Genomic DNA, 22,762 nt, shown 5'->3' with positions numbered 1-22,762 from the left:
ATATTATGGCAACGAATATCTATTTATCGACATTTGTGATTTTAATGGCTGTCGCCGTTAGTAATATCCTAGCGCAGGGGTTTAAACGGCTGTCGCCAACCTATATTAATTTGTTGATGGGGTTAGTGGTAGGCGTACTACCACTAACTAATGCGGCAGTCTTGTCGTTTAATAATGAAATTTTTATGGCGGCGATAATTGCGCCACTACTCTTTTTTGAAGGCCAAAATACGCGTGTCTTGATTGTGCGCCGAAAGCGCCACTTGATTCTAGGTACAGCGGTGGGGTTAGCGGTGGCAATCGCCATTATTGTTGGTTCAGCAGTACATCTTATTGGTGGGATTGCTTGGCCACTGGCGTTGATTATGGTGGCAATCAGTGCCCCCACGGATGCGACGGCCCTGGATTCAGTGACCGGTGGCCGGCAGTTGCCAACTCATGTTGGCACTGTGTTACGAATGGAAGCTTTATTCAATGATGCAACGGGACTGATCATTTTACAGGCTGGGGTACTCTGGTATACCAGTGGTCATTTGGCCCTAGGACAGAATTTATTGTCATTTCTTTGGTCAGCAGGTGGTGGCTTAGTCTTCGGTGCGGGGGTCGCATTTTTACTAATGGTTATTCGACAAAGCTTGCTGCGCTCCCGTTGGAACTTTCCTTCATCCCAGATTATTATTTATTTGATGACGCCAGTCGTGATCTATTTATTGGCTGAAGTCTGGTCAATGTCAGGAATTATTGCGGTAGTCAGTGCTGGTTTAGTCTACAATGGCGAAGCACAACGTAGCCGATTTTCTGACCCACGGCAGTTCCACTTATCCGTCCAATTGATTAATTTTGGTTCAGAAATACTAAATAGTTTTGTTTTTGTGATTCTGGGAATTTTGTTGGCACGTATTATGACTGGTTATCAGTCCACAACCGTTACGGGCCATTGGTTCTGGTTAGGCATACTCGTTTATGGATTGGCCCTAATCGTTCGATATGGGTATGCTCGCTTGATTCGCTTGAAACCAACAGCTGCGTTAATTTTTGCGCTGGGTGGCGTCCATGGAACGGTGACTTTAGCGCTGGCTTTATCAGTAGCTGTATTAACTGCTGGCGACAATCAGCTGGTGTTATTGGTTGAAACAGTGGTTATTATTCTAAGTATGATTGTGCCAACAATATTGTTACCACGACTATTGCCCGCGGATTTGATGGCTGAACGGATGCCACCGAAAATTACGAAGATGCGTCAGGCCATGGTGGCGGCAGGGCTCGCACGACTGACGCAATTAACCCTGACTGCGGCGGTTAAGGCCAGTGTGACTTATGATCTGCGTGACCAATTACGTGAAAATCGGTTAACGAGTTTCTTACGTCAGTGGGGACGTCGCAGCTGGGAGCCCGTTAACTTTACTGGTGACGAAGCCTTACAGGAGCGGCGAGCGTTGATGCAAGCATTTGATGCAGAACGTCAGTATTTGTATGATTTGGTGTTGGAACATCGTTTTGACTCTAAATATATTTATAGCTTGTATAGTGAGATTTTATTGGCTGAATCGCTAGTGTTAGACCCAGATAATCAGTCAGAATAATTTGGAAGGAGTTGGTGGTCACATGAAAATTACCGGTCACGAAGATCTACGGGTTCAAAAGACGATTAACGGTATCTATCAGGCGTTTGAGAGCTTGATCTGTGAGAAGGACTATGAAAAGATCACCGTTAAAGCTTTGGCGGAACGCGCGCAAATTAATAAAAAAACCTTTTATCGGTATTATCCGACTTTGGACGATCTATTGGCAGAAATGCAAGCCCGTTATTCGCAGGATTACTTGAAAGTTGCCGGACAGTTTCATTATCCAGATGATCTGGCTAAAAGTGTGCGCAGTTTTATTGAATATTCTGCCAAGCAGGGTGAGGCCTATGATAAAATCACTTGTAACGGGCATTACATCGGGATTCGCCAGCAAATGATTGATCAGGTTATGACACGAACTTGGTCAGAGTCGCCAGAATTTGCTAAATTAGAATCGTTTCAGCAACGGGTGTTATTGACTTTTATTCAGAATACTGGTTTAGAAGTCTATAAGGCCTGGGTAGCGGATGGCAAACAAGCCCCTATTGAAACGGTTGTCAAAATGGCAGTAACGTTGATGAGTAGCGTCACGCCATTCTTAAAACTAACTAAATAAGTCAATTTGTCAGTCAAACATCAAGCCAAATTAGGGCTTGGTGTTTTTTTCTGCAACGAATTTTTGAGAAGGGTGGCATAAGTAACTTTTTGTCAAAGACTGCCCATTTTTTTAGGCAAGCTCACATTGCATAATAGATTTTGTGATCAAGGAGGTCGAATGAGAATGAGTAACGCAATAATCACTGCACCGGTAAAACGGGTTTGTCGCCAACAAATTGAAGGTTTGCTGACTAAAGATTTGGCCTTGCTCGACCGGATCACCGCACCAACAGCAGTTTTCAGTCATTTAACCGGTGAACAACAAACCAAGTCGGATTGGTTGCAACAACTTAAAATTGGACGACTGCACTATTTTAGCAGTCAAGAAGTGAGTTTGAAAGTAACCGTGACCGGTAACGAAGCTGAGGCAGTCATGCGTAACTTGATCGATGCGCGCATCTATGGGTTCAGAAATGTCTGGGCACTTGAAGCACAACTTCATTTACAAAAGCATTGTGACCAATGGCAGCTCAGCTGTTCACGCGTCCGATTATACTAGGAGGAAGTTATGGTAAAAAGAAATTTAGCACTCGCAACAGTGGCCTTATTAATTGCGAACTTCATGGGCGGTCTCGATGCAACAATTGTGAATACCGCCTTACCAGCAATTATGAGTGATTTGAATGGGATTCGGCTTGTAGGTTGGATCAGTTCAGCGTTCTTATTGGGGACTGCGGTGACGACAGTCTTATGGGGGCGGGTTGCCGAGAATTTTGGCAACAAACGCATTTTTCAATTCTCAGTTGCGCTGTTTATTCTCAGTTCATTACTCGGTGGGCTTGCCACTAATATGATCATGTTGATCATTGCACGCGCATTGATGGGCATCGGCGCGGGTGGGATGGTGTCGATTCCATTTATCATTTATGCCGATATTTATCCTAATCCAGCTGAACGTGCACGGGCGTTAGGCTGGGTCACCGCATTTTATACCTTATCGACAGTTGTTGGCCCACTGATTGGCGGGTGGCTCGTCGATGTTCTTTCATGGCACTGGGTTTTCTTGATCAATTTACCGATTGGCATCATTTCAATGTTGTTGCTGCAGGTGACTTATCATGATCCAGTCAAAACCACAGCTAAACAACCTTTTGATTACCTTGGCGCGGGGTTACTTTCAGCGGCTTTAATTATCTTACTATTTGCTAGTGATGGGTTGGCTGTTAGTATGACCCGTTCACTGGTTTTGTTAGGGATTGGCCTGCTCGTGTTAGTGGCTTTCTTCATGGTTGAAAAACAAAGCAATCACGCGTTATTACCACTCGAATTGCTAAAAAATCCGCGGGTACAGGTGCAAAATGTGATGATGTTTTTAATCAATGGTTTCATGATTGGTTACAGTGTTTATGCACCAATGTGGGCACAAGGTTTGTTGGGAAAAAGTGCTACGCTAGGTGGCTTAACGCAAATTGCTAGTTCTATTTTATTGTTAGTGGGCACGCGGTTAACGGCACATTTGATGGGCAACTTATCTTATAAAAAGATTGTATTCTTTGGAACGCTCAGTGTGTTGATCTCGGCACTGGCAATGACACTGGCTACTAAAACGGCTCCGTATTGGTGGCTAATTGTGAGTGGCGGTTTTGAAGGCTTAGGCATGGGCTTAGCATTTACGCCAATGCAAGTTTCTTTACAAGATGGCGTGCAACGAGAATTGATCAGTGTTTCAACAACGTTTGGCTTATTATTTCGAACGCTAGGACAAACTTTTATGGCGTCGATTTTTGGGGCCGTGTTAAGTTTAAGAACCGCAACACAAGCCGCAGCGACGAATGGCAAGATTACGACCGGGATGATCAATAAATTATCTGATGCGAACACGGCGCAACAATTACCAACAAGCTTGTTACCAGCCATGCGGACAATGCTATTTAACAGTTTGCACACGATTATGTTGATTAGTTTAGGATTGGTAATCATTAGTTTTATCTTGAATCTCGTTCGGAAAGCACCGGTTAAACAACCAAGGTAGTCACGTTAAGCCACTTTTTTAGCAAAAGGGTGGCATAGGTCACCCTTTACGAAAAGCTGCCCATTGGCGAATAACCCGATTGGGTCGATAATAAACTTATTGATAATTTGAAAGGAAGTTTTATCACATGACACAAACTTATTTAACGTTAAATGATGGTCACCGGATTCCACAGTTTGGGCTCGGCGTTTATCAAATTGATGGCGATGCTGCTACTGAACAAGCAGTTGCCGCTGCTTTAAAACTTGGCTACCGCCATATCGATACCGCACATGCTTATCAGAATGAGCGCGGCGTGGGGGCCGCCGTTAAGAAGAGTGGTCTTAACCGGGATGAGATTTGGTTGACTAGCAAACTTTGGCCTAGCGATTATGGGCTGGAAAAGACGCCAGTGGCAATCGACAAAATGTTGACCCGGTTGGACACTGACTATATCGATTTATTATTGTTGCATCAACAGTTTGGGGATTATGTGGGTGCTTGGCAGGCCATGGAACAAGCGGTCAAAGCCGGTAAAGTACGATCAATTGGCCTCAGTAACTTTGATGGCGACCGGTTGGACAAGATATTGACAATTGCCACGATCAAGCCGGCCGTGATGCAAGTTGAATTACATCCGTATTTCCAACAGCGTCCCTTGAAAGCGAAATTGGCGCCATATGGGACCAAAATGGAATCGTGGTATCCACTTGGGCATGGTGACGCGGGCTTAATTAATGAGCCAATCTTCACCGAGCTAGGTCGAAAGTATGGTAAAAGTAACGTGCAAGTCATGCTGCGCTGGCATTTGCAAAGCGGCACGATTGTTTTTCCAAAGACGACGAATCCAGATCATTTACGCGCAAACTTTGACGTTTTTGATTTTTCCTTGACCCCGGCTGAAATGGCTAAAATTGACGTCTTAGATGGTACAAAACGTTACTATCACGTTTCATTAGCACAGGCAGAACAACAATTTGGTGCCTGGGTACCTGCAGATTAATTGTAGAAGTCGTGTGACGATTAAAAAATTATTAGGGAGTGTGTGAAGTAATGGATTTACAAGAAATTAGTGATCGCTTGGAATTAAAAGAAGTTGTGGATTTATTTTCGAATGACGCAGATACGAAAGAAAATGACAAACAAGTGCAATTGTTTACGACAAACGGTGTGGTAAACATTATCAACGATGGCAAAGTCACTTTTACCTTACATGGACGTGATGAAATCTTTAAAGCGTTCTCTAGTTCAATGGACGACTATCAATCCGTCTTTCACATGAGTGGTCAGCAGACGGTCAATTTTACGGATCGCACTCATGCGACGGGAACCGCTTATAATTATGTTGTTTTAGTTAAAGCGAATGCTGATGGCACGACAACTACGACGCAAGAAGGGGTTCGTTATGAAGATCGATATGAAAAAGTTGCTGGCAAATGGTTGATTGCTGAACGTAATTCTCATTTTAACTGGCATTTAGAAAAGTAATCAGAGTGGGACGGCGGGCGGTTAGTTTGTGAGCATTAACGTGGTATTGCGATTATTCCTTGGCTTGGAATAATCACGATACCGGGTTAAGCGGAACAAACTGCCCGTTGGCCCACGTTTCGACTCTTATACAAGAAAAGGCTTGCAGTTATTCTGCAAGCCTTTTTGATTTTATCCTAAATTTTTTATGACTGATTTTCTTGATAAACATCGTGTTCCTCAGCCTCGGGAATGTTGGACGGCACGAAACTGTCTGATTTGTGATGAATTAACACATCCGCATAGTGGTCAACTTTGATATTGATCGTTTTCAAATGATTTTGCAGGTCATTAATTTCATCGAGTGTGCGGGATTGTTGGGCTTTCATCATCTCATAGCGTTCAGGGACGGTGTTTTCGCCTTCTTGAACGAGCGCCAAGTAATGTTGAATTCGTTCAACCGGCATCCCAGTTTGACGGAGGCAAATAATGAGGTGTAGCCATTCCAGATCGGTGTCTTCGAAGACCCGATTGTTGTTGGCATCACGCTTAACGAATGGCAACATCCCGTGATCGTGATAATAGCGAATACTATAAGTTGAGATGGCCATTTTTTTAGCAACTTCTTGAATGGTATAGGACAACTGTAACCCTCCTCGAAATAAAGATAATATTTTAAACCTAATTTTAACCCCGTTTGATACGGTTGGCAAGCTTAAATTGAGAAACGACATTTTAGTCTTTGGTTAGAGCTAGTTTAACGGGAATGCCAAAACTTTTCTAATAAAGTTGAACGAAACAGTTGCCTTCTAGTAGTCCTAAGGTGGTAAGCTACATTTACCAGTTCAGCAAGGAGGGATTTGATGTGTGGCAATATTCAGTTCAATTGACTGGGCACGATTTCGAGCCAACGATGGCGTGGTCAGCAGATGCGCAGGCAGCCCTGGCGCAAGTTAAGACACGAGCGGATGTAGATTTGTTAAGTTGGAACCCAGCCGACGAGGGTAGCGAGATCTATTCGCAATATTCGATTGAGCAGCTAGTCACGCGAATTGATCACACTGCATATGCTCGCTTGCTGGAAAAAATGGCCCAGGTCGTGGCAGCAAGCGGTAATCCTGTGCCGCCAAGTTTGCAACGACAATGGTATCTGGTTGGTTATCTAGCGGTTTTGAGTCATCAGACGTTGCTCAATACTGCGGCGGCACTACTTGGCTTGACGGTGTTAACTTTGAAGACGCCACCACAGGCTTTAGCGCAAGCAATGCCGCAACAATTACGCGGCTTGACCGACCAAGCACGCTGTTGGTTGTTAGCGGCACAGGTCACGGATTTGCAATTAGTTGCCACAAGTCGGCCGCTACAAACGTTACTACAACATTTATTGACGCAAAATGAGGCGTTGAATCACTGTTGTGTGAGTGGTCAATCGTTCGGTTGGCAGTTGGGCAATGATGCTTATTGGTTGAGTCAGGTCGAACGGCCTAGCTTTGCCTTAGGACAGCTCGAAAGTCCGGTGGCCTATCGGTTGATTCGGGCCGCTTATTTGGAGCGGACACTGGGCTAAAAAGCATAAACGTGTAAAATAGGATTGAGTGAGAAAGGTGTGGATTAGGTTTGAAGTCGAAGTTCGGCATGTTAAGTGTTATTTTGTTAGGCATTAATTCAATTATTGGTTCTGGTATTTTTCTATTACCAGGTCAGGCGGAAGCGCTGATGGGCCCAGCCAGTATTTTAGTTTTTATTTTTGATATGTTGTTGATCGTCTCGATTGCGCTGTGTTATGCAGAAGACGCCACTTATTTTAAAAGTAATGGTGGGCCGTATTTGTATGCCAAAGAAGCTTTTGGGGATTTCGTCGGTTACGAAGTTGGGTTTAGTGTCTGGGCGATTAGTATTATTGCGTGGGCGACGATGGCTAATGCTTTCACCACGGCGTTAAGCGCCATTTTCCCCGTGTTGCAACAAGCACTTTGGAAAGATTTAACAATCTTGGTGTTATTAGGTGGCCTAACCTTGATCAATGTTGCCGGCGTAACTTTGACAAAAGTGGTCAATAATATTGTGACGATTGCCAAATTATTGCCATTGGTGCTGTTTGTTGTGGTTGGCGCCTTCTTCATCAATGGGGCGCACTTTACACCATTCGTGGTCAATAGTGCTAGTTTTGCCAATTCATTTGGGTCGGCCGCAATCTTGATCTTTTACGCTTTCACCGGTTTTGAAGCGATTGCGATTGCCGCGCAAGAATTCAAAAATCCGCAGCGGACGATTCCAATGGCGATTGTTATCGTGCTAGCGGTCGTGGCAGTGCTCTACATTGCGATTCAAGTCGTTTCAATCGGGGTATTAGGTGGTAGTTTAGCTGGTAGTACTGCTCCGATTCAAGATGGCTTTGAAAAAATTCTAGGTCCAGTTGGTAAAACGATCGTGGCGTTGGGGACGATTGTCTCCATCTTAGGGGTTGCGACGGCCCAATCGTTCTATTTGCCACGAATTGGTTCTTCAATGGCCGATAATGGCGTGATGCCTAAAATTGTTGGTTATCGTAATCGTCGCAATGTGCCGGCGGTCGCGATGGTGATCTCATTTTTGATTGCTTATCCATTAGCAATTTCGGGCACGTTCCAAACGTTAGCGGCGATCTCAGTTGTTTCACGATTTGCCCAATATATTCCAACGATTCTAGCTGTACTAGTCTTTCGCCGACGTAAAACGCAGACTGGTGCTAGTTTCCGGGTGCCGTTTGGACCAGTCTTACCCGTGATCGCGGTCATTGTCAGCTTGTGGTTGTTGTCTAAAGCGTCTGGTTTCCAATTAATCATGGGATTGGGTTGCTTAGTCATTGCGGTCCCATTCTACTTCTTAACGGCACATCGGCAACAAGCTTAAATTTTCTCAAAAAAGACTTGCCTTCGCCTTGGTCGAAAGGTTTAAACTAAACTTATTGAATCAGAAAGGGTGAGTCAATGAGTTGTCAAGCAGGATGTGGACTAATTAAATTAAGATCGAGGGTCGGCCGACAATCAACCGTGGTCGCAGCTGTTCCGGCAGCAGGACGTCAAGCCTACTTATTGGCTCAGCAACGTTTGCTGACAGAACGCCTAGCCACGTTGGCCCACGCAGAACATGGCGTAGCGGTTCAGCAGATCCAAACTGAATTGACCCAGCTGGCTTCACAATTAACTTTAGTCAGTTAGCGTTATAGTGAGTAATTATTTGAATTGGCCGTTTTTGTTGGTTTGACTAAAAAGTTTCCGCAACAGTCACTTTGGCTGCTGGCGGAATTTTTTTGTCATTGGGCTGTGCTTTTTTAGTACATCGTTGTTATTAACCTTCACACGAGTGTATCGTAGCGATCATATTTATGAATATTCGCTTAGCTTGCCGTTCCGGTTGGTCTGGATTGATGCTGGAACGTGGTGGCCACGTTTGTGAGCCAAAGGACGGTCTCACAAGCCGGGCTTTTCCTAAGCTGGAAGCCCACCAGCAAAGGAAAATTTCACCACTGAGCATCATCCAGCCCGCCCTGCACTAACTAGTGTTCTTAGTATCAATTAGTTTTTCGTTAGATAATAAGTTAGTTCAATATGGCTTTAATTAAACTACTATTTGACGTCGGAGTGGATTAGCTCGTTTGCCGTGTCGAGACACTTAGCTGGGTGGTTTAACCCAGGTTAGTGTCTGGCCGACTTTTAAGACGTGGTTTTCGGCTTGAAAGCGCCCTGCAGACCGTCCTTTGGCTGCAGGTCTGCCTCACAGCAAACGTGCTAGTCAACGGAGACGGACAATAAATGAGTCATTTTAATAAATATGATAGTCACACCATATTAGGTCAGCAATAGCAGACTTAGAACACTGCTTGACGTATAAGCTATCATTAGAGTAAGATTAGAATATAATTAAATATGCATGTTGATGAGAAGAGTAATCACGTCAAAAGCCGACAGGAAGCCGTCCTAACTGAAAAGCGGTGGTTAGAGATGTGATGAAGATGAGCTCGGAATGACTAGTAACGGTCGAAAGGCTGTGCTAGCGGTACTGGCCGATATTCCAGTGAGTTAGTAATAACTCAATAAGTTTAACTAGGTGACTAGTTAATAAACTTGGGTGGTATCGCGCCAATGCGTCCCTCGTCCGTTGTATAGATGGATGGGGGACTTTTTTTGAGTGTTCAGGCCAAAGTGAAACCTAGGATTTTCAAGTATTTGCGTGGCTGTCACTAAAAGGTTGCAATCGCCAAACAAAAGTTCATCCGGCGCATCTACTCAAACCTATCAACAATGTTAATTAAAAATTAACCAGTCTATTAAGAGAAAGAAGTCATTGATAATGACAACAAAACCAACAAAGCTACATCTAGAAACACTGCTCGCGCAAGCCGGAAACCGTACTGATGATGAGAAAACTGGGGCAATTTCTGCGCCCATCTACCTGTCGACAGCCTATCGTCATGCCGGACTTGGTCAATCGACCGGATTTGATTATCCCCGTGAGGCACAGCCGACGCGATGTATCTTGGAGAAAACACTGGCTCAAATGGAAAATGGGGTGGCGGCTTTTGCCCTAAGTTCGGGCATGGCGGCCATTCAATTAGTCTTTACCTTGTTCAATAGTGGTGACCGGATTATTATTTCTGACGATTTGTATGGTGGTTCATATCGTTTCTTTGATTTGTTGCATGACCATTATCATTTGAACTTCACGGTTTGGGATGGCCAAGATCAGCAACAGTTGGCGGCAGCAATTGATGACAAAACCGTTGCCTTGTGGTTGGAAACGCCCTCGAATCCGACGATGAAAGTCATTGATATTGCCGCGACCGCGCAAACGACCCAATCCCATGGCATTAAGTTGATTGTGGATAACACGTTTTACACGCCATTGATTCAAAAACCGCTCGATTTAGGTGCAGATCTCGTGGTACATTCAGCAACGAAGTATTTGGCGGGTCATAATGACATCTTGGCGGGGACGGTTGTTGCGAAACATCAGACTGACGCTGACCAGTTGGCATTTAATCTGGTCACAACTGGCGCCGTGTTGGACCCCTTCGATGCTTGGCTGTTACTTCGGAGTTTGAAGACCCTGCCGTTGCGGATGCGGCAACATGAAGCGAATGCCCAAACGTTAGTAAAAGTGTTAACAGCCAACTCACACGTTGCAAAAGTGCTGTATCCTGGTCGGGGCGGCATGATTAGTTTTTATTTAGCCCCCGGGGTGGATGTAGATACCTTCTTACGAGCTTTGAAAGTGGTTTCGTTTGCGGAAAGTTTAGGCGGCGTCGAGAGTTTGGTCACGGTTCCTGCCGTGCAGACTCACGCTGACTTATCCGAAGCTGAACGCCAAGCAAAAGGGATCACGGCGAATTTATTACGCTTGTCCACGGGGATCGAAAATGTGGCCGACTTACAGGCCGATTTGACACAAGCTTTGACTGCAGCAGCGAAATAAGACAAAAGGCTTTACTTACTTTTTGTACGTGGTAAACTAGAACTATTGAATTAATCCTGACAATTATTGGAGGCAATATAGATGGCAACGACAACTTTAAGCAACGAAGAAATTCGCGAACGCATTAAAACTGGCAAGCATATGTTATTCTTTACGGCGGATTGGTGCCCAGATTGCGCCTTCATCAAACCGGTTATGCCTCAGATAGAAGCCAAATATGACCAATACGATTGGATCACAGTTGATCGTGATGCCAATATTGATATCGCGCAAGATTTAGGGGTCATGGGTATTCCTAGTTTCGTTGGTATTGAAGACGGTGAAGAAATCGGTCGTTATGTGGATAAGTTCCGCAAGACGCAAAAACAAGTTGAAGATTTCTTGGATTCATTAGACAACTAATTAAAATAATGAACGTGCGACAAGCGGCTACTTGATGTAGTCATTTGTCGCACGTTTTGATTTTCAAGACTGAGTCATTAGTTTTGAAGCTGATATTGTAAACGAACCAATGGCGAAGCACCCTTGCTCGTGAAATTTTCGTCCAAATTCATTTGCCAGAGCTGACCATTAATTGGCAGCTTATTTTTTTTGAGATAATCAGCAAGCTGTCGTAAGGCAATACAGATATTTTTGATATCGTTCGTGGTATCGATCGACACATATTTGCCAGCGGGCTTTTCGATCAAGGGTAGGTCACCGGTATCGGTACGCGGCCCCACAGCTTTCAAAATGCAGAATGACGCGGTTGGGTAGCCATTGGCGTCACTGTGAGGTAATTGGGTTAAAAAACCGGAATCCTGTTGATCGACTAACTTTAAGCGACCCAGTTGGGCATAAAAGTCAGCATAAATTTCAGCAATCTCAGCCTCAGTGCAAGCAACGGATTGGCGTGAACGACAAAAGTGGTTGACTGATTCTGACTGAATAAACGGCCGATTTTTGATCACTGGTTCGGGCGGCACAGATTGATTAAAACGATCATTCAGAGTCTCGCGCAGAATCGTGAGGTTATCCAGTTGTTGGTTGATCTGACTGAGGATTTTTTTCAGTTCGGCATTCAATGGAGCGTGTCCTGTGGTTTGTGTGAGCAACTTGATCTCTGAAATTGGCAAACCTAAGTGGCGCAATTCAAGGATGAAGGTTACGGGATAAAGTTGGTCGTAATCGTAGTAGCGATAGCCATTTTCGGCAACTTTTTTAGGCTTGAATAGGTCCTTTTCATCATAAAAGATCAAGGTCCGGCGGGTAGTACCGGCTAATTTAGCAAATTTTTGAATCGTTAGCATGACAGTTCCTCCAACTTTAGACTTGACTGTAACGTTACGTTACACCTTATACTTAATTTATTGAGGAATCAATCTAAATTAGAATGGAGTCGATAGATGATGAGAGCAGTCGTTATTGAACAACCAGGCGATCCAGATGTCATGAACCTTGTGGAGCGGCCAATTCCGCAACCCACCGCGTCGCAATCCGTCATGCGTATTCACGCTTTTGGGGTTCACCGTTATGAAGTTTTGACCCGGGCTGGCGGGTCGCCGTCCGTCAAATTTCCACGAGTTATTGGTGTCGAAGCCGTTGGCGAAATTTCGGCGACATCAACCAATAGTTCATTAAAAGTTGGTCAAAAAGTGATTACGATGATGGGTGGTTTCGGTCGTGAGGTCGATGGTAGTTATCAAGATTATGCCTTAGTCGATGATCAACACTTGTTCCCAGTAGCTTATACGGGTGACTGGGTGAGTTTAGCACAGTATCCTGAAAACTTTTATACAGCCATTGGTGCCATCAAATCATTGAATTTACAGGCAGGGCAAACGCTATTAATTCGTGGCGGGACGAGTGCGGTTGGTTTAGCCGCAATTAAATTAGCTAAAGCGTTTGGATTAACGGTTACGGCCACGACGCGACGGCCCAATATGCTAGCGGCATTAACGCGCAATGGCGCTGATGAAGCCATTTTAGATCAAAATAACGAACTGGTGACCGACGCTAGTTTTGACGGCATTGTAGACATGGTTGGCACGGTTACGTTGACCAATTCGATTGCGCATCTGAATCAAGGTGGCAAGTTATCATTGATCGGATTACTAGCTGGCGAGTGGATCGTGAAGAACTTCAATCCATTTATTTTAGCGGGCAAATCGTTAACTGTTTTTGATTCAACCGAAGTTAAACCAGCATTGGTGACGGAAATGTTTGCGATGATTGCTAAATATAAGCTGTCGATTCCAATTGCCAAAGTCTTTAAATTACCCGAAATTAGAGCCGCACATGACTATGTCATGGCTAGTCGTGATTTAGGTCAGGTTATTGTTGACAACGACTAGGTTGACGACCGACGGCTTGATCAAAAAAATTATGGCCCAAACGGGTGGTTATTTAGCTTTTCCTTTCAATCATGTGGGTGAGCAGGCCGCAATTGTTTTTGCAACGATTAAGCAGCGTCATAATCATAAAATTTTGGCGATGGTTTATCAAAAAGATGATCAGGTCATGGTGGATCTTAAACTCACGCCAGCACATAGTGAGTCGATCCGAACACTCAAAGATGTTGCACCGGGAGCCCACTTTAATCAACGTTATTGGACGACGATAACAATTAATGCGACGGCCATCTCGGATCAAAAACTAACCGCAATGATTGCGGAGAGTGCTAAATTAACCTCACGCTGAAGGGTGATCTAACGAAAGTGCTAGCTTGAAAACTAGCGCTTTTTTGTGGCTCTTTGTCAAATGGTGTTGAAGGATAGTTTCTATCCTTTGGAGATCTCCTCGTGTGGGAGATCTTTTTTGTTTTTTTATTAGTTGCGGCGTTTAATCTGGTGTGTCGTCTGAATATCGTACTTGAAGGCATAACAAATAAGCCTACCATCGTGACGTTATTGTGGTAGATAATCTAGGCAATCAGCTGGTAGACGCGTGTGAACATATTGGCCTGATTGGAGAAGCCATAACAAGCACGTTTGAGCTCCTTGATCTTACGGTTGATGCCTTCTATCGGTCCGTTAGAGTAGGACGATTTGGCGGCATTAATTACTCCATTAAGATTCTTTCGTAGGGTATGCATGGCCGTATCTAGGGGCGTGCCGTTAGGCTGATAGTTAGTGATGATATTCTTGAGTTCATCAGCGTGACGCCCCATCAAAGCATCGTGGAGATCGATGTAGGTTTCATAAGCTGTTTTGAAGGCCGGAAACGTATCGGTTCCAATATCAATAGCGTTCTGTTCGGTCGAGTACTCATTCAGGCCGAAGAGGTAGCGGCTCTTTTGTGCGTCAGGGGTGGCCTTGTGGAATAGGCGCCATAGTGATTTCAGTACTTTATATTCCCGCGAATGCTTGTCGAGTTGCTTTAAACATTGAGTGCGAATGGTATCCATCGTCCGGCCCATTAATTGAATAATGTGGAACCGATCAATAATGAGTTCGGCGTTAGGGAATAGTTCGTGCACGAATGCCTGATAGGAGGCGTTCATGTCCATGATGACGCGTTGAACCGCGGCCCGTTCTACGGTGCTGTACTGACTAAGAAAGAACTGTTTGATGGTTCTATTAAGGCGGTCGCTAAGTACTTTAACTGATTTGTGAGTGTCGGCGTCAATGCAAATAAACGACATGGAGCCGTGCGTGGAACGGAATTCATCAAAGCATAGATTAATCGGTAACCGGCGGCTCGCGTGTGGATGAATATTAGCCGTCAAAATACGCTGAACTGAGTTTGTCGAAATACCGGTGAGACTGGCGATAGTCTTAGCCGGGAGTGATTTACTGGCTAGCTTCAGCACATGAGTCGCTAGTCCGTGACCGATGGCGTGGTTGGTTGATACCACTGGAGTGGTGGCCGTACAAGTGCTATGGCAGTTACTACAACGCCAGCGTTGCTTGTTTAGCTCTAGAATTACGGGCCGGTCCATGGGTCCTGAAATGTGGACATGAGTGAGCTTGTGTCCGTTAGGGTGCAACGTATTGTATCCACAGCTGGGACAGCGCCTGAGTGTGTAGGTAAGCTCTGCCTGGATGACCAAATACTTTTTGCGACCCGAGCCCCGACCATTAAATTCCTCACGAGTACCGAACACCTGAATGTTTGTGTCTGTAATTCCCAGTAATTTAAGTGTATTATCTAGTTGAGACATCTATTCCTACCCCGCTTATCTTGAGTTTAGTCGCTTAAAGCATAGCACTAGGGAGGCTTAGATGCTTTTTTTGTTATCAAAAAGGGCCTAGTACTTTTGGAATGGAAATACTTTCCAACACCAAAAATTCTAGACCCTTTTTTGTTGGTTTAACACCGATTCTCTGCTACACTGTTAACTATTAATTCTGAAAATGGTGATAAAAATGACAACAACTGTCTTTGAAGATGTCATCGTCCGCACAACTAAATTGGACGATTTACCGGTATTACACGTGTTTGCGGCGAGTCAGGCTCAAACCAAATTACCAACGATCATTGATTATCATGGTTGGACCACCCCGACGTCATCAGAGCTGGTGGCAAGTTATCAACTTGTTGAAGCTGGTTTCCGGGTCATTTTGCCAACGGCTTATTTGCATGGGAGTCGCAATGATGGTACTGATTTGGATCGGCATCCTGAGCATTTCTGGGAGATTGTCGGTCATTCGGTGGCGGAATTTCCACGCTTAGTAGACGCATTAGTGACACGCGGACTGACTGATCCTGATAAGATTGGGGTAATGGGAACGTCTATGGGCGGCATTACCGCTGCGGGAGTTATGGCAACGCAAGCCAATGTTCAGGCTGGGGTATCATTAATTGGCTCACCGGAACCGGTTGCGTTCGCCAAAGACCAGGTGGCTCAGATTCCGGCGGCGTTATTAGCACAATTACCAGCGGATTTATTGAAAAAAACTTATGCGCAGATCGGTCAATTCGACCTATCACAACATATTGAACAACTAGCTGGGCGGCCAATGTTCTTCTTTAATGGTACCGCCGATACGATGGTGCCTTACAAATATGTGGAAGACTTTGAACAACGCTTTGGCGAAACAGCGGCGTTGAAGCACACGATTTTTCAGCATGCGGATGGTGGCATGCACCATGTGCCACATAAAATGCATCAAGCCGCGGTAGCATTCTTACAACGAAATATTATTGGCTGAGTTTTGGTGAGGCTAGCAATAACGATTTTGCAAGCAAGTCCGGGAAATAACTCGGACTTTTTTTGACCAGAAAATCTTGGCAGGTTAGCTGGTTGCCAAATATAAATTGAAAAATATTGAAGCCACGCAATCAGGGCCAACCGACCTAAGAACCAATTAGCACAATCCTGCCATCGGTCAGATGTGCGTTATCACAAGCATTTAGACCACTTACGACTAGCTGGGTTCACTTGTTCATTAATGAAATAATAACAAAATTTCGGTCACTTATTTAAGATTGTCCCAGCAAACTCACTGAGTTAAACTAGGCCCATCACTAAATGAGAGCAGGGATGGCAATGCGTAAAGGTTTGATTTTAATCAGTCCGACGTGGTTTTTGGTAGGCACACTAGTTTATGGCATTCATTTGAAAACGATGAATTCGGTAGCGGGGACAAGTTGGGTAGCCTTTAGTCTGGTTGGCTTAGGGGGCTATGCATTTCTATTATTCTTCATCGGTGGTCTTGCCAAGGCTGCCCATAGTGAGAAACATTTTACGCAGCGTGAAAAATGGTTTTATGGTTATTTAGGCGGTTTACTGATGGTAATCGTCATCAGTTGTATTTACTTGATGGGACACAATTAAATACTGGGCCTAACGGAATGTTGAATTGGTTTCTGTCGCGTTGGTATTTGAAATCAGCGAAAAATTTTATATCTTTTTCAAGTTATGAAATGGCAAAATTCCAGAATTATACTGGGGTTTTGCCATTTTTTGTTGTATTCATTTACGGTTAGAAAGATCGGTTGTGCGTTGCTACGCTTAGTGAGAGAGGCAGTCTTTGAATGACTATTGCGTTTTACGTTTTTTACTATATCATTAGTGAAAGATTAGAAAACGGATAGTTGCTTTCTCATTATGTGAAAACAAGGAGAACAAAATGAAAGCAAAGGCAATCGTACCGATCACTTTTTTGTCAGATTTTTCAAATGCAGCAATTATTTTTGCTTTTACGTTAGCTTTAAAAGGTGCGGCGCCAGTCTGGTTTAGCCTGCTCTGGGGTGGTTATTATGGTGCGAGCTTCATTATTCATGCCATCATGGGATTATTTATTGATAAACTGCAGCCAGTTAATACCATGTTGTTCTCAGAAGTGGCACGTTTTATTCTAATGGTTGGTTTGATGGGCTTCTACGATCAGAGTAAATTTCAAATCTATGAGTTTATAGTGATCATCGTCTTAATTGGCTTCGTTGAACCAATTTTTCATCCGGCCGAGATAAAGCTGATCTATCACTTTTTTAAAGCAAAAGAGTTGGATAAAATCAATTCAATTTTGGAGTTGTCCGATCAAACCATGTCAATTGCTGCGCCTATCATTATGACTTATGTGAGTGAAAACTGGGGCTTTAAAATGGCATTGTTAATTATTGCTTGTATTCTGATGTTATCAATCGGGGTTGTCGCTTTTACAAAAGTTGAAATACCTGAGGCTAAATTGACTGGAGACACCACGGCACACCAAACAACAACCGGAATGTTTGACGGTTATAAGTATGTGTTACGAAAACGCTCGTTAAAGTCTGCGAGTCTGGTCCTTTTTTTTGCAAACTTTGGTTTTGGTGTTTTGACCCCATTATTACTCCCTTTTTTGGGAGAAATGTCAATTTCAAACGAAACGACGCTATATATGATGCTGAATATTGCCGAATCTTCAGGCGTGATTCTTGGAGCTTTTCTTTTCTTTAGATTTAGCGGGAAGTTTGAACAAGTGGCGTCAGTGTTTCAGGTTATTATTGTTGGAATTTGTTTTATTTTAGTTGCGTTTTTATTCTCAAATAATTTGATTCTGATACTTATCTATAGCGTTATTGGGTTAAGCAGTGCTTTCTTTAATATACAGAATAATCTTAGCTTTCAGCGTCATACGGCAGAATTTATTGTGGGTAAAGTCTATGCCTTCAAAGGAATGGTAACGGTATTGGGCTTTGTTTTTGGAACTTATGCCGGTGGGGTGATGGGACGATTTTTGAGTATAAGAATATTATTCATAATCACAGGATGTGTAGTCACCGCCAGTGCAATCGCTGTCAAAGTGAGAGAAACCGTGCAAAATGGTAGTTAGTATTATCCTTGTCTGTGATTAGATCACTAGCCTTCAAAAATAGCCGGCCACGATGAAGAAGTGGTCGGCTATCATTGTCTATTGAAGTGGAAAATTTTTAATTGTTTGATGTGAGACTGCTAAAGATCCAAGCATTGTTTATGAATCCTAATGACGGCAACAGATGATGGACGAACCTTTTTATAAAACTAGTCCAACAAACATGACCTGTCGAAAGTCGATGTTTGTTGGACTGGTTAGATGTGGAACTGTATTTGGGTGTGATGGTGACACCAAAAATAACTCAATCAATCACGTAAACTTGGTCATGAATCAAGTCAAATGGTCGATAATGACGGTTGAGTTTTTCCACCGCGGCATCATCGCGATAATGCGCTTGGTCCCAGAATTGTTTCGAGCCAGTTGCCCCGTATTTTTCACCTAAACAAATCAGTGGCACATGAACTGAACTTGCCCGCATCGCTTGTAGTAAGTCCCAGTCCATCGTGAGTTTATCCGGTGACCAAGCCATAATAACTGCTTTCACCTGATCCGCGTACTTTTCAAAGGCACTGACGGCGTCTAAGCCTTCAATTGTGGTGACAGGATGTTTACCCGTCTGATTATCGGCTTCTTTGGTCCAGGCTTTGGAATCCGTCGTGTAAATTGTTTGTTGCGGATGCAACCGTGATAAGCCTTTGGAGATATAACCGTTGCCGGCCATGACTTCCAAAACGGGTTCATTGCCAACGAAATCAGCGAGATCTTTTAAGAAGGGAGCACTGATATAGGCCCACATCCCGTACTGGTCTTCCAAATAGTCGCGAAAATCACGTAATAAATGATCAACCTTTGGTAGGGCTGCGGACAGCCGATTCCATTCAGCGTCACCGGCTGGGTCATGCAAGGCGTATTTTGCATTGATTCGGGCAATGAGTTGATCTTGGAAATTATCTGGAACTTGTAATAATGGCAATTGTTGTGGCGCCAGGCCAGCCGCCAACAAACGGTCGGCCTCTAACGCATTATTGAGCAACACTAAAATTTGAGGATCGTCTTGGAACCAATCCCGGTATTTCGTGAGTTCGGCAATGTAAGGCGTTGCCTGAGTCGACTGCCGTTTGGCCTTTTTTTTCAATTGCTTTAATTTCTTCGGATTCATCTAAAAACTCCTAATTATCAAAGTGTAGATCCAGTTCTTCTTGACCGGCGGCATCTGGGGTCGTCCGTTGTTGGCGACCGTGCAAGTAGCCGTTCATCAACTGAAATAGTTCATAGCGGTCTTCACTGGAAAGTCGTTCTTGGTTGAAAGTTAACGGTTTACCAGACAAGAAGATCCGACCTAGGTCATATTCTTCTTGATCCGCGCGCCCGGATAAATAGTCAGTGGTGACGTGGAAGTATTCGGCCAACTTGCGAACTTCTAAGTAGGAAGGGGTCCGTAAATCGCGCTCCCAGTTACCAATCTGAGCAGCGGTATTTTTACGCGTGAGTTCAGCGTCTGGTAAATGATTTAAAGCCGTCGCCAATTCGCCAAGGGTCATTTTTTGCCCACGACGTAAGGCTCGTAAACGTTCTGGAAACATGTGCTCACTTCCATTCATTATAATAGTGGCGCAGATAACGCCATAAATTCATCAATATCTCGTTTGATCAAAGCAACGCCAGCTTGCCAAAAATCAGGTTTAGTCAAATCAACGCCTAAATGTTTCCGTGCCAAGTCCTCGGTCGACATATTCGCCGTATCACTTAATAAAGCGATATAGCGGTCTTCGAAATGGTCATCATGTTTTGCCTGCGCGTAGATTCCCAAGCTGAATAAGTAACCAAAGGTGTAGGGAAAGTTGTAGAATGGCACATCGGAAATATAAAAATGTAATTTGCTGGCCCAAAACATTGGGTGATAAGTGGTCAAGGCGTCACCATAAGCTTCTTTTTGAGCAGCCAACATTAAGTCTGAGAGTTCAGTAGGCGTCACGACATGTTGTTGCCGAGCCTGATAGAAGCGTGTTTCAAACAAATAACGCGCCTGAATATCTAAAAACATCGCTAATGGATTTTGCATTTTCGCATCCAACAAGTTCAATTTTGTCTTGGCATCGGTCGCTGATTTTACATTGGCATCCGCAACAATCAGTTCAGCAAAGGTTGAGGCGGTCTCCGCGACATTCATCGCGTAGTCTTGACGCCACAATGGCAAGTCTTTAAGCACATCAGCGTGAAATGCATGTCCCAGTTCGTGAGCTAAAGTTGCGGTATCGTTGGGTGATCCTGTAAAGGTCATGAAAATCCGAGATTCCTGAGTCTCTGGCAGATTATCCATGTAGCCACCCGGTCGCTTATTGGGCCGATTCTCAGCTTCAATCCAACGATGGTCGAAAGCGTACTTAGCCAAGGCCGCCATCTTCGGACTAAACTTTTGAAAATGGTCAATGACAAATTCAGCGGCTTCATCGTAAGTTTGCGTGTTCGTGGCGGTCCCTAACGTTAAGGGCGCTTCCAAATCTTGCCAATCAATTTGTGTTTTGCCCATCAAGGCAGCTTTACGCTGTAAATAATGTAACAACATGTCCTTATTTTGACCGACAACTTTAGTCATCATGTCGAGTGTCGCTTGGCTCATACGGTTTAGCGCCAAGGGCTTGGCTAAAAAGTTCGTCGTACCATGGGCCTGATAGTTTTGTAGTCGAAACCCAGCCAGATGATTCAAAGTATCCGCGAAAGGCGCTGCATACTGTTGCCAAGCCTGTTCCCAATTAGCCATTAGGTCGGCACGTTGGGCATTAGGCATCGCGGCGGCTAACTTGTTTTGAGCTTGACCAGCTGAAAGCAAAGTTGTTTTGCCATTCTGGTCCGTGTACTTGATCTGCATTTGGCTGACGAGGGTGTCGTAATGGTCACTCCAACCTTGGAAGCCGTCAATCGCTAAGTTGTTGATTAAGGCTTCCGTTTCGCTGTCGAGTAAGGCCAACCCTTGTTGACGCATTTCCTTCAAATTAAAGGCGAGTGGCTGTAAGTCAGGCTCAGTGATAATTTTATCAAACGTCGCCTGTGGTAAATCGACGAGCAGGTTCTTGAATTGCGTCATCAACTTTTCGTGTTCATTGTCGAGCTGATAAAGGTGATTGAGGACGGCGCCAGCCTTAGTATCACTGGCGTCCGCTGATTGAATCGCAACAACGAAAACTTCGCTTTGCGCCAAGCCGGCTTCGATCGTTTGTAAATCTCTGACGATTTGTTCAAACCAGTCGAAGTTTGGGGTATCAGCATCGGCTCGCCAGTTCGTTAAGGTCGTTTGTGTGTCACGCAACTGGTGCTTAATGGTCGTCAACTTGGTTTGTAGTGCTGGCGATTCAATGCCGCCTGGAAAAATACGGTCTAAGTCCCACGTTTCCGAATAATGCATCGCAATTCCCTCCAAATGTAGTCTAGTTATCTTTAATTATAAACGTTATTATGTTGGTAGTGGCAATATTTCTATCAAGAATTTGAGGCGGACAAGTGATGAAAAAATGGTTGATCACAATTGGGGTGATCGTCGTGATACTGATTGGCGGCTTGATTGGGGCTGGCAATTACTTTTATCACGTGGCGATTGCCCGGGGCGACAAAAGTTTTGTGACCCAAAGTACGGCATTGTCGAGAAAGAGTGCGGTCTACAAGGAAAAGTATTGGTACTTGCATGCACAGAAAAAGACTTGGACGATCAAATCTGCCGACGGATTTAAACTAGTTGCTTGGTATATTCCCAAGGCCAATGCGAAGAAAACGGTCGTACTAGCCCACGGTTTTGCCGGCAATAAGTCGTTGATGGGAGCTTGGGCCGGAATGTACCATGAATTGGGTTATAACGTGTTAGTGCCGGATGCTCGTGCAGCGGGTGCTAGCCAAGGCCAGGCGATTGGTTATGGTTGGCTGGAGCGCAAAGATGATCTACAGTGGGCAAAGACGGTGGTCAAAAAGACCGCGACCACCCAAATTGTGATGAGTGGTATCAGTATGGGCGCCGCTGGGATGACGATGGCGAGCGGGGAGCCACAGATTCCGCAAATTAAAGCGTACGTGGTTGATAGTCCCTTTACGAGTGCCAAAGCTATCATCAGTTATCAAGCCGGTGAGTTATATCATTTGCCAGCCTTTCCATTGGTGGACGTCACGAGTGCGATCACTAAATTGCGGGCGGGGTATACTTTTGGTGAAGCGGATGCCGTTAAACAAATTCGTCAAAATAAGCTTCCTATTATGATCATTGCCGGGACGAAAGATGACTTTGTTCCGACGCGGATGAGTCGCAAGTTGTATCGTCAGGCGAACCAGCCTAAAAAATTATGGCTGGTGCCTGGTGCGGGTCATACGACAGCCATTAATCAAGATTATCCAGCCTATAAGCATCAAGTGGCAAGTTTTTTAAATCAGTATATACAGTAACTTTGAAATCGTCAGTGGTGGCG

The 22,762-nt window shown here is 44.4% G+C and carries 23 protein-coding genes; 17 read left to right on the top strand and 6 right to left on the bottom strand.

The annotated features are described in order from the left end of the window. Positions 1-5 precede the first annotated feature (5 nt). From RA086_RS10105 to RA086_RS10080, 6 genes are all read left to right on the top strand, one after another. Positions 6-1,583: a cation:proton antiporter gene (locus tag RA086_RS10105; protein ID WP_308703671.1), complete on the top strand. Its 1,578-nt coding sequence runs from the start codon at positions 6-8 to the stop codon at positions 1,581-1,583. Positions 1,584-1,605: 22 nt separating this feature from the next. After that, complete coding sequence (locus RA086_RS10100; protein ID WP_308703670.1) at positions 1,606-2,181, top strand: TetR/AcrR family transcriptional regulator; 576 nt, start codon at positions 1,606-1,608, stop codon at positions 2,179-2,181. Positions 2,182-2,346: 165 nt separating this feature from the next. Further along, positions 2,347-2,721 (top strand): nuclear transport factor 2 family protein, encoded by a 375-nt coding sequence (locus tag RA086_RS10095; RefSeq protein WP_308703669.1) that lies wholly within the window; start codon positions 2,347-2,349, stop codon positions 2,719-2,721. 9 nt (positions 2,722-2,730) lie between these two features. After that, entirely contained in the window at positions 2,731-4,194 is a 1,464-nt protein-coding gene (locus RA086_RS10090) for an MFS transporter (protein ID WP_308703668.1), read from the top strand. A gap of 127 nt (positions 4,195-4,321) precedes the next feature. Then, positions 4,322-5,176 carry an aldo/keto reductase gene (locus RA086_RS10085; protein WP_308703667.1) on the top strand — a complete coding sequence of 285 codons (855 nt, stop codon included), beginning with the start codon at positions 4,322-4,324 and terminating at the stop codon, positions 5,174-5,176. 50 nt (positions 5,177-5,226) lie between these two features. Continuing rightward, positions 5,227-5,661, top strand: coding sequence for a nuclear transport factor 2 family protein (locus tag RA086_RS10080; protein ID WP_308703666.1), 435 nt, complete (start codon positions 5,227-5,229; stop codon positions 5,659-5,661). A 185-nt stretch (positions 5,662-5,846) separates the two neighbouring features. Here RA086_RS10080 and RA086_RS10075 read toward each other — a convergent pair whose 3' ends face one another. Then, the gene (locus RA086_RS10075; RefSeq protein ID WP_308703665.1) at positions 5,847-6,284 is read right to left on the bottom strand and encodes a MerR family transcriptional regulator; all 438 of its coding nucleotides are present in this window, start codon (positions 6,282-6,284) and stop codon (positions 5,847-5,849) included. 221 nt (positions 6,285-6,505) lie between these two features. On the opposite strand from RA086_RS10075, the gene RA086_RS10070 reads away from it, so the two are divergent. From RA086_RS10070 to RA086_RS10050, 5 genes are all read left to right on the top strand, one after another. Beyond that, positions 6,506-7,207, top strand: a complete 702-nt coding sequence (locus tag RA086_RS10070) for a hypothetical protein (protein WP_308703664.1) — start codon at positions 6,506-6,508, stop codon at positions 7,205-7,207. A gap of 68 nt (positions 7,208-7,275) precedes the next feature. Then, positions 7,276-8,532, top strand: a complete 1,257-nt coding sequence (locus RA086_RS10065; protein ID WP_308704457.1) for an APC family permease — start codon at positions 7,276-7,278, stop codon at positions 8,530-8,532. Positions 8,533-8,609: 77 nt separating this feature from the next. Next, the gene (locus tag RA086_RS10060) at positions 8,610-8,840 is read left to right on the top strand and encodes a hypothetical protein (protein WP_308703663.1); all 231 of its coding nucleotides are present in this window, start codon (positions 8,610-8,612) and stop codon (positions 8,838-8,840) included. Between the two features lie 1,132 nt (positions 8,841-9,972). Further along, entirely contained in the window at positions 9,973-11,094 is a 1,122-nt protein-coding gene (locus RA086_RS10055; protein WP_308703662.1) for a PLP-dependent transferase, read from the top strand. An 81-nt stretch (positions 11,095-11,175) separates the two neighbouring features. Further along, positions 11,176-11,496: a thioredoxin family protein gene (locus RA086_RS10050; protein ID WP_308703661.1), complete on the top strand. Its 321-nt coding sequence runs from the start codon at positions 11,176-11,178 to the stop codon at positions 11,494-11,496. Positions 11,497-11,573: 77 nt separating this feature from the next. On the opposite strand, the gene RA086_RS10045 is transcribed toward RA086_RS10050, so the two are convergent. Further along, entirely contained in the window at positions 11,574-12,383 is an 810-nt protein-coding gene (locus RA086_RS10045) for a MerR family transcriptional regulator (protein ID WP_308703660.1), read from the bottom strand. Positions 12,384-12,479: 96 nt separating this feature from the next. On the opposite strand from RA086_RS10045, the gene RA086_RS10040 reads away from it, so the two are divergent. Both RA086_RS10040 and RA086_RS10035 read left to right on the top strand, forming a co-directional pair. Next, on the top strand, positions 12,480-13,427 hold the full coding sequence (locus RA086_RS10040; RefSeq protein WP_308703659.1) for a zinc-binding dehydrogenase: 948 nt from the start codon (positions 12,480-12,482) through the stop codon (positions 13,425-13,427). Next, entirely contained in the window at positions 13,414-13,773 is a 360-nt protein-coding gene (locus RA086_RS10035) for an MmcQ/YjbR family DNA-binding protein (protein ID WP_308703658.1), read from the top strand. Before RA086_RS10040 ends, RA086_RS10035 begins: the two co-directional genes overlap by 14 nt. 223 nt (positions 13,774-13,996) lie before the next feature. On the opposite strand, the gene RA086_RS10030 is transcribed toward RA086_RS10035, so the two are convergent. Continuing rightward, on the bottom strand, positions 13,997-15,235 hold the full coding sequence (locus RA086_RS10030; RefSeq protein WP_308702118.1) for an ISL3-like element IS1165 family transposase: 1,239 nt from the start codon (positions 15,233-15,235) through the stop codon (positions 13,997-13,999). Positions 15,236-15,440: 205 nt separating this feature from the next. Here RA086_RS10030 and RA086_RS10025 point away from each other — a divergent pair, with 205 nt between their 5' ends. The 3 genes from RA086_RS10025 to RA086_RS10015 all read left to right on the top strand — a co-directional run bounded on the left by RA086_RS10025 (position 15,441) and on the right by RA086_RS10015 (position 18,332). Then, positions 15,441-16,226 carry an alpha/beta fold hydrolase gene (locus RA086_RS10025; protein WP_308703657.1) on the top strand — a complete coding sequence of 262 codons (786 nt, stop codon included), beginning with the start codon at positions 15,441-15,443 and terminating at the stop codon, positions 16,224-16,226. 338 nt (positions 16,227-16,564) lie between these two features. Further along, complete coding sequence (locus tag RA086_RS10020; protein ID WP_308703656.1) at positions 16,565-16,852, top strand: LasU family protein; 288 nt, start codon at positions 16,565-16,567, stop codon at positions 16,850-16,852. A 295-nt stretch (positions 16,853-17,147) separates the two neighbouring features. Further along, a complete protein-coding gene (locus tag RA086_RS10015; protein ID WP_308703655.1) occupies positions 17,148-18,332 on the top strand; it encodes an MFS transporter in 1,185 nt (394 codons plus the stop codon). A gap of 283 nt (positions 18,333-18,615) precedes the next feature. Here RA086_RS10015 and RA086_RS10010 read toward each other — a convergent pair whose 3' ends face one another. Genes RA086_RS10010 through RA086_RS10000 form a run of 3 tightly spaced genes read right to left on the bottom strand, consistent with a single transcriptional unit; the run spans position 18,616 to position 21,717 of the window. Then, positions 18,616-19,473 (bottom strand): type 2 periplasmic-binding domain-containing protein, encoded by an 858-nt coding sequence (locus RA086_RS10010; RefSeq protein ID WP_308703654.1) that lies wholly within the window; start codon positions 19,471-19,473, stop codon positions 18,616-18,618. Positions 19,474-19,483: 10 nt separating this feature from the next. Continuing rightward, positions 19,484-19,897 (bottom strand): helix-turn-helix domain-containing protein, encoded by a 414-nt coding sequence (locus RA086_RS10005; RefSeq protein ID WP_308703653.1) that lies wholly within the window; start codon positions 19,895-19,897, stop codon positions 19,484-19,486. A 17-nt stretch (positions 19,898-19,914) separates the two neighbouring features. Further along, entirely contained in the window at positions 19,915-21,717 is a 1,803-nt protein-coding gene (locus tag RA086_RS10000; RefSeq protein WP_308703652.1) for a M3 family oligoendopeptidase, read from the bottom strand. Between the two features lie 98 nt (positions 21,718-21,815). Here RA086_RS10000 and RA086_RS09995 point away from each other — a divergent pair, with 98 nt between their 5' ends. Beyond that, entirely contained in the window at positions 21,816-22,739 is a 924-nt protein-coding gene (locus RA086_RS09995; RefSeq protein WP_308703651.1) for an alpha/beta hydrolase, read from the top strand. Positions 22,740-22,762 lie beyond the last annotated feature (23 nt).

It is taken from the genome of Lactiplantibacillus brownii (assembly GCF_031085375.1).
Lineage (GTDB): Bacteria > Bacillota > Bacilli > Lactobacillales > Lactobacillaceae > Lactiplantibacillus > Lactiplantibacillus brownii.
The sequence above is the reverse complement of the archived record's forward strand: the minus strand, read 5'-3'. Positions and strand labels throughout refer to the sequence as shown.

Coding starts and splice junctions, on each gene's coding strand:
- RA086_RS10105 (WP_308703671.1), top strand. CDS start 6: ATGGCAACGAATATCTATTTATCGACATTTGTGATTTTAATGGCTGTC.
- RA086_RS10100 (WP_308703670.1), top strand. CDS start 1,606: ATGAAAATTACCGGTCACGAAGATCTACGGGTTCAAAAGACGATTAAC.
- RA086_RS10095 (WP_308703669.1), top strand. CDS start 2,347: ATGAGTAACGCAATAATCACTGCACCGGTAAAACGGGTTTGTCGCCAA.
- RA086_RS10090 (WP_308703668.1), top strand. CDS start 2,731: ATGGTAAAAAGAAATTTAGCACTCGCAACAGTGGCCTTATTAATTGCG.
- RA086_RS10085 (WP_308703667.1), top strand. CDS start 4,322: ATGACACAAACTTATTTAACGTTAAATGATGGTCACCGGATTCCACAG.
- RA086_RS10080 (WP_308703666.1), top strand. CDS start 5,227: ATGGATTTACAAGAAATTAGTGATCGCTTGGAATTAAAAGAAGTTGTG.
- RA086_RS10065 (WP_308704457.1), top strand. CDS start 7,276: ATGTTAAGTGTTATTTTGTTAGGCATTAATTCAATTATTGGTTCTGGT.
- RA086_RS10060 (WP_308703663.1), top strand. CDS start 8,610: ATGAGTTGTCAAGCAGGATGTGGACTAATTAAATTAAGATCGAGGGTC.
- RA086_RS10055 (WP_308703662.1), top strand. CDS start 9,973: ATGACAACAAAACCAACAAAGCTACATCTAGAAACACTGCTCGCGCAA.
- RA086_RS10050 (WP_308703661.1), top strand. CDS start 11,176: ATGGCAACGACAACTTTAAGCAACGAAGAAATTCGCGAACGCATTAAA.
- RA086_RS10045 (WP_308703660.1), bottom strand. CDS start 12,383: ATGCTAACGATTCAAAAATTTGCTAAATTAGCCGGTACTACCCGCCGG.
- RA086_RS10040 (WP_308703659.1), top strand. CDS start 12,480: ATGATGAGAGCAGTCGTTATTGAACAACCAGGCGATCCAGATGTCATG.
- RA086_RS10030 (WP_308702118.1), bottom strand. CDS start 15,235: ATGTCTCAACTAGATAATACACTTAAATTACTGGGAATTACAGACACA.
- RA086_RS10025 (WP_308703657.1), top strand. CDS start 15,441: ATGACAACAACTGTCTTTGAAGATGTCATCGTCCGCACAACTAAATTG.
- RA086_RS10020 (WP_308703656.1), top strand. CDS start 16,565: ATGCGTAAAGGTTTGATTTTAATCAGTCCGACGTGGTTTTTGGTAGGC.
- RA086_RS10015 (WP_308703655.1), top strand. CDS start 17,148: ATGAAAGCAAAGGCAATCGTACCGATCACTTTTTTGTCAGATTTTTCA.
- RA086_RS10010 (WP_308703654.1), bottom strand. CDS start 19,473: ATGAATCCGAAGAAATTAAAGCAATTGAAAAAAAAGGCCAAACGGCAG.
- RA086_RS10005 (WP_308703653.1), bottom strand. CDS start 19,897: ATGTTTCCAGAACGTTTACGAGCCTTACGTCGTGGGCAAAAAATGACC.
- RA086_RS10000 (WP_308703652.1), bottom strand. CDS start 21,717: ATGCATTATTCGGAAACGTGGGACTTAGACCGTATTTTTCCAGGCGGC.
- RA086_RS09995 (WP_308703651.1), top strand. CDS start 21,816: ATGAAAAAATGGTTGATCACAATTGGGGTGATCGTCGTGATACTGATT.